Here is a 5805-nt window from a genome sequence, read left to right as displayed (position 1 = left end):
GAAGCGTAGGACGCAGCGGTGTCGATCAGCGTGCCACCGGCGTCGAGGAAGGCGTCGAGCTGCGAGCCGGCCTCGTCGGCGCCGGTGTCGCGGCTCCACGTCATCGTGCCGAGCGCGAGCGAGGAGACCGTGAGACCGCTGGTGCCGACCCTCCTGCGCTGCATGGACGCGACGCTACCGCGTCGGTCGCGCCAGTCCGGGTCGCGACGCGCGGGCGCTAGCCTTGCCCCCATGAGTTGGTGGGAAGCCGTCGTCCTCGGACTGGTGCAGGGGCTCACGGAGTTCCTGCCCATCTCGTCGAGCGCCCACGTGCGGGTCGTGGGGCCGCTGCTGCCCAGCGGCGGCGACCCCGGTGCGGCGTTCACTGCGATCATCCAGATCGGCACCGAGGCAGCGGTGCTGCTGTACTTCCGCAAGGACATCGCGCGGATCATCGGAGCGTGGTTCGCGGCGCTCGGCGGCCGCAACGGCACTGACCGTGCATCGCGGTTGGGCCAGGGCAGCCCGGACGCCCGCATGGGCTGGTGGGTCATCCTGGGATCCGTGCCGATCGTGGTGCTCGGCCTGCTGTTCCAGGACGCGATCGAGAACAGTCTCCGGAACCTCTACATCACGGCCGCCGTGCTCGCGATCTTCGCCCTGGTGCTGGGCTTCGCGGACAAGTGGGGCCGCAAGGAGCGCGAGCTCACCACGCTGAACGCGAAGGACGCGATCCTGCTCGGACTCGCGCAGGCCATGGCTCTCATCCCGGGTGTGTCCCGTTCGGGTGGCACCATCTCGATGGGGCTGATCCTGGGCCTCACGCGCGAGGCCGCCGCACGGTACTCGTTCCTGCTCGCGATCCCGGCGGTGCTGGGGTCCGGCTTCTTCCAGCTGTTCTCGAACACCGAGGAACTCACCGCAGCGGGTGGTCCCGGACCGCTCAACACCGTGATCGCCGCGCTTGTGGCCTTCGCCGTGGGCTACGTAGTGATCGTGTGGTTCCTGCGCCTGATCTCGCACCACTCGTACTGGCCGTTCGTCTGGTACCGCCTCGGGCTGTCGGCGCTCATCGTCGCGCTGCTGGGCGCGGGAGTGATTCCGGCCCTCGCCTGACCGCTACCCGCACGAAATGGGCCCACTTCGCTCGCCCAAGCGCTTAGACGAGCGAAGTGGGCCCTTTTCGCTCGCCTAGGGGCTGAGGCAAGCGAGAAGGATCCATTTCGCGGGGAGGCAGAGGGGCAGGAGTGAGGGTCAGTCCGGGCGCTTGGGTCCGCCCGTGTCGCGGCGGCGCAGGAACTTCTCGAACTCGGCAGCGATCGCATCGCCCGACGCCTCGGGCAGGCTCGTCTCATCCATGACGGCCTCGAGCTGCTCGACGTGCGCCGCGATCTCCTCGTCCTCCTCGGTGAGCTCGTCCGCGCCGCGCTGCCACGCCTCGGCTTCGTCAGGAAGCTCGCCCAGGTCGATGGGCTCGCCCAGCAGCCGCTCGAGCTGACCCAGCAGCGCCGCCGTCGCCTTGGGGCTCGGCGGGTGGGCGATGTAGTGCGGCACGCCCACCCACAGGCTCAGCACGGTGATGCCGCGGGCGGCGGCCTCGTGCCCCAGCACGCCAACGATCCCCGTGGGGCCCTCGTAGTCCGAGTTGTCGAGCCCGAACCGCTCGCGCGCCTCAGCATCCTCGCTCGTGACGAACGTCGGCAGCGGGCGCGTGTGCGGCACATCGAGCAGCAGCGCGCCGCACGTGATGAGCGTCGAGACGCCCAGATCCTCCGCGGCGTCCAGCACCTCCGCGCAGAAGCTGCGCCACCGCATCGACGGCTCGATCCCGCGCGCCATGACCAGCAGCCGGTCCTCGTGCCAGGGCCCGGTCGACGTCGAGATGACGGTGCCGGGCCACGAGATGACGCGCTCGCCAGACGGCACCCGCGTGACCGCAGGCCGGCTGACCTGGAAGTCGTGATAGTCCTCAGGGTCGATCGCGACGTGCTGAGTCGCCCCCCACGCGTCGGACAGATGGTCCACGGCCGCGGTCGACGCGCCGCCCGCATCGTTCCAGCCCTCGAACGCGGCGATCATCACCGTCTCGTCCGCACCGATGGCGGTGTCGCGATCCTCCGTACCCATCCATCCACCCTAGACTCGTTTGACGTGAGCGCACAGCACCCTCGTCCCGCCGCCGTGCTGTGGGACATGGACGGCACCCTGATCGACTCGGAGCCCTACTGGATCGCGGCGGAGACCGAGCTCGCGGAGCGCTTCGGCATCGAGTGGACCGACGAAGACGGGCTCAGCCTCGTGGGCAGGCCGCTTGATGTCTCGGCCGGAATCTTGCGCGAGCGCGGAGTCGACCTGCCGGCGACCGAGATCATCGACACACTCCTCGCTCGAGTGTCAGCGCAGGTGCGCGACAGCGTGCCGTGGCAGGCCGATGCGCGTGACCTGCTGGGCGAGGTCGTGGCGGCGGGCATCCCGTGCGCGCTCGTCACGATGTCGTACACGCGCCTCGCGCAGGCGCTCCTGGCGCACGCGCCGGACGCGTTCGCCGTCGTGGTGACCGGGGACCGGGTGAGCAAGGGCAAGCCCGACCCTGAGGCGTATCTCACCGCGGCGGACGAACTCGGCGTCGACATCGCCCGCTGCGTCGCGATCGAGGACTCGCCCACGGGAGTCGGTTCCGCGTACGCGTCTGGTGCAGCCACCATCGCCGTGCGTCGCCTCATGCCGATCGAGCCCCAGCCGGGGCTGAGCCGGTTGCGGTCGCTCGAGGGCCTCGACGTGGCGGCGCTGTCCGCGATCGCTGCGGGGGAGACGGTCGACCAGCTCGGGTCCGAGACCTAGAGTTCGCGCCGCATCACGTGCCCGGCGTCACGCCCAGCGCCCGCTCGACCGCCGCGATCTCGAGGGGCGGCGGCGTGCCGCCGAACTCGGGGCACAGCGCCTGAAAGCTGCACCAGTCGCACAGCCGCGACTTCTGCGTCCGGAAGTCGCCGGCGCGCGCGGCGGCGACGATCGCGTCCCACAGCTCGCGGATCTCGTGCTCGACCATCGCGAGGTCCTCGTCCGTGGGATGCAGCACCACGGTGCCTCCGTCGCGCAGGTACAGCAGCTGCAGCAGCGTGGGCCGGCGCCCGCGCAGCCGCTCGACCAGCAGCGCGTAGAAGCGCATCTGGAACTTGGCCTGCTGCCCGTAGCGGGGGTGCGGGGTCCTGCCGGTCTTGTAGTCGACGATGCGTATCGATCCATCCGGCGCGACGTCCACGCGGTCGATCACGCCGCGCAGGTTGGGGCCGTCATCGAGCCGGTACTCCACGAACTCCTCGCGACCGGCCGGCTCGAGGCGCTGCGGGTTCTCCATCGTGAAGTACGTCGACAGGCGCTCGCGGGCGTCCGCGATGAACTGCTCTAGGTCGCGCGGAGTCTCGAACAGCTCCTCCAGCTCCGGATCCTTGGCGGTCATCGCCTCCCACGCAGGCACCACCATGGCGTGGGAGGTCTCGACGGTGCGCTCGCGCGCAGGCCGGTCGTAGATGTCCTCGAGCACCTGGTGCACGAGAGTGCCCAGATTGGGGGCGATCGACGGCGGCTCGGGAACGCGGTCGATCACCCGCAGCCGGAACATCAGCGGGCACTGACGAAAGTCGCCGGCACGCGACGGCGACAGGGCGGGGGCGCGGCTCATGCCACCACTGTAGGGACGGCCTCCGACATCGCCCGCAATGCCAGCCGTTGCGGTGGTGACGTCCGCGCCCGGCGCACCCCGCGCATCGGCCGGGAGCACGCGGGCGACCGTCTACCGTGGTGTCATGACCCCGGAACCCCAGGCAACCCGAGGAATCCGACTGGGCAGCGCCTTCGGCGGGCGGATCGTGATCCAGCCGTCCACGCTGCTGATGCTCGCGGTCCTCGCGCTGTTCTTCGGCACCAACAACGGCCAGGAGCTGACCCGACGGGGCTTCACGATCGGGCTGATCCTGGCGGTGCTGCTGTTCGTGTCCGTCTTCCTGCATGAGCTCGCGCACGCCGCCGCCGCTCGCGCGCTGGGGCGTCAGGTCCACGAGGTCGTCATCACCCTGTGGGGCGGCCACACCAGCTTCGACGCGCGCGGCATCACGCCGCGGGTCGCTGGGCTCACCGCCATCGCCGGACCGGTGGCCAACCTGGCGATCGCGGGAATCGCGTGGGGAGTCCTCGCGACGGGCGCGCTGGACGTGACCCTGATCGACCTCGTCGAAGGCGACGTCACGGCATACCTGCTGGTGCGCTACCTCGCGTGGGCGAACCTCGTGCTCGCGATCTTCAACGCGCTGCCCGGCATCCCGATGGACGGCGGGCGCGTGCTTGAGTCCATCGTCTGGGGCGTCACGGGGGACCGCTACCGCGGCGTGATCGTGGCGGCGTGGGGCGGCCGTGTGGTCGTGCTCGGCGTGATCGCGGTGGCCGTGGGCGGTCCGCTCGCGACCGGACGCGCGCCCACGTGGGCGGACCTGCTGTGGGCCGCGCTGGTCGCGATCATCCTGTGGCCGGCGGCGACGCAGGCGCTGCGCGCCGCGAAGTTCCTGCGCCAGCGCGACGCGCTCTCGGCCGGGTCCATCGCGGTTCCCGCGCTGGGCGTGACCTACACGGCCTCGGTGTCGCAGGCGATCGCCGGAGCCGACGCCGCCGGCGCGCGCGAGGTGGTGGTGCTGGGCGCGGATGGGACGCCCGCGGGTCATTTCCCGGTCGACATCGCGCGACAGGTGCCCGAGGAGGATCGGGACTCCACGCAGCTGACGTCGGTGGTCATGCCGCTGCCGCGAGGCGCGGAGGTGCCGGCGAGCCTGGGTGGTGAGGACCTCGTGGACGCTCTGCGCCAGTGGTGGGGCAAGACCGACGGCTGGGTCGTGAGGGACGGCGGCCGTGTGACAGGCGTTGCGCGATTGAGCGACGTGATGGAGGCGCTGCGCTGACGCAGGTGGTTCCGCGCCAGTGCGCGCGAACCGGCACCGGGGCCCGCCCCTAGACTGGATGAGTGACTTCCGCCACCCCCGACACGGGCGCTGACGCGCGCCGCGGGCCGCTGCGCGCCGGCGACCGCATCCAGCTCACCGACGCCAAGGGCCGCCACCACACCATCGTGCTCGAGCCGGGCAAGACGTTCCACACGCACCGCGGCCAGTTCAGCCACGACGAGATCATCGGCCAGCCCGAGGGCGTGGTGGTCACCAACACCGCCGGGTACGAGTACCTGGTGCTGCGCCCGCTGCTGAGCGACTTCGTCATGTCGATGCCGCGCGGCGCGGCGGTGATCTACCCCAAGGACTCCGGGCAGATCATCCAGATGGCGGACATCTATCCGGGCGCGCGCGTGGTCGAGGCCGGCGTGGGCTCGGGAGCGCTCACCATGTCGCTGCTGCGCGCCGTGGGCGACGCCGGCGAGCTGATCTCGATCGAGCGCCGCGAGGACTTCGCGGACATCGCTCGCGCCAACGTCGAGAGCCACTTCCACGGGCCGCACCCAGCCTGGCGCCTCGAGTTGGGCGACTTCGCGGACCGGGTCGCCGAGGTCGCCGAGCCCGGCACCGTGGACCGGATCGTGCTGGACATGCTGGCACCGTGGGAGAACCTGGATGCGGCGGCCGATGCGCTGGCTCCCGGGGGAGTGCTGCTCGCCTACGTGGCGACCACGACGCAGCTGTCCCGGCTCGCGGAAGACCTGCGCGACCACGGTGGTTACACCGAGCCTCAGGCCTGGGAGTCGATGGTGCGCACCTGGCACCTCGAGGGGCTCGCGGTGCGACCCGACCACCGCATGATCGGTCACACCGGATTCCTCCTGACCACGCG

The 5805-nt window shown here is 71.0% G+C and carries 7 protein-coding genes; 4 read left to right on the top strand and 3 right to left on the bottom strand.

The window, feature by feature from the left end:
- Window positions 1–164, bottom strand: a 164-nt coding sequence (locus QZ483_RS12325) for an aldo/keto reductase (protein ID WP_367117110.1), incomplete at its 3' end; no start/stop codon positions are given.
- Window positions 165–231: 67 nt separating this feature from the next.
- Between QZ483_RS12325 and QZ483_RS12320 the strand changes: the two genes are divergently transcribed.
- A complete protein-coding gene (locus tag QZ483_RS12320) occupies window positions 232–1095 on the top strand; it encodes an undecaprenyl-diphosphate phosphatase (RefSeq protein WP_297084428.1) in 864 nt (287 codons plus the stop codon).
- A gap of 138 nt (window positions 1096–1233) precedes the next feature.
- On the opposite strand, the gene QZ483_RS12315 is transcribed toward QZ483_RS12320, so the two are convergent.
- Complete coding sequence (locus QZ483_RS12315) at window positions 1234–2106, bottom strand: PAC2 family protein (RefSeq protein WP_297084426.1); 873 nt, start codon at window positions 2104–2106, stop codon at window positions 1234–1236.
- 24 nt (window positions 2107–2130) lie between these two features.
- On the opposite strand from QZ483_RS12315, the gene QZ483_RS12310 reads away from it, so the two are divergent.
- Window positions 2131–2820 (top strand): HAD family phosphatase, encoded by a 690-nt coding sequence (locus QZ483_RS12310; RefSeq protein WP_297084424.1) that lies wholly within the window; start codon window positions 2131–2133, stop codon window positions 2818–2820.
- Between the two features lie 13 nt (window positions 2821–2833).
- On the opposite strand, the gene QZ483_RS12305 is transcribed toward QZ483_RS12310, so the two are convergent.
- Window positions 2834–3661 (bottom strand): PD-(D/E)XK nuclease family protein, encoded by an 828-nt coding sequence (locus tag QZ483_RS12305; protein ID WP_297084423.1) that lies wholly within the window; start codon window positions 3659–3661, stop codon window positions 2834–2836.
- 124 nt (window positions 3662–3785) lie between these two features.
- Between QZ483_RS12305 and QZ483_RS12300 the strand changes: the two genes are divergently transcribed.
- Both QZ483_RS12300 and QZ483_RS12295 read left to right on the top strand, forming a co-directional pair.
- Window positions 3786–4928: a site-2 protease family protein gene (locus QZ483_RS12300; RefSeq protein ID WP_297084421.1), complete on the top strand. Its 1143-nt coding sequence runs from the start codon at window positions 3786–3788 to the stop codon at window positions 4926–4928.
- A 62-nt stretch (window positions 4929–4990) separates the two neighbouring features.
- On the top strand, window positions 4991–5805 hold an 815-nt coding region (locus QZ483_RS12295), incomplete at its 3' end, for a tRNA (adenine-N1)-methyltransferase (RefSeq protein ID WP_297084420.1).

It is taken from the genome of uncultured Demequina sp. (assembly GCF_913055775.1).
In the GTDB taxonomy this organism is placed as follows: domain Bacteria; phylum Actinomycetota; class Actinomycetes; order Actinomycetales; family Demequinaceae; genus Demequina.
This window is presented reverse-complemented; position numbering and strand designations above follow the sequence as displayed.

Coding starts and splice junctions, on each gene's coding strand:
- QZ483_RS12320 (WP_297084428.1), top strand. CDS start 232: ATGAGTTGGTGGGAAGCCGTCGTCCTCGGACTGGTGCAGGGGCTCACG.
- QZ483_RS12315 (WP_297084426.1), bottom strand. CDS start 2,106: ATGGGTACGGAGGATCGCGACACCGCCATCGGTGCGGACGAGACGGTG.
- QZ483_RS12305 (WP_297084423.1), bottom strand. CDS start 3,661: ATGAGCCGCGCCCCCGCCCTGTCGCCGTCGCGTGCCGGCGACTTTCGT.
- QZ483_RS12300 (WP_297084421.1), top strand. CDS start 3,786: ATGACCCCGGAACCCCAGGCAACCCGAGGAATCCGACTGGGCAGCGCC.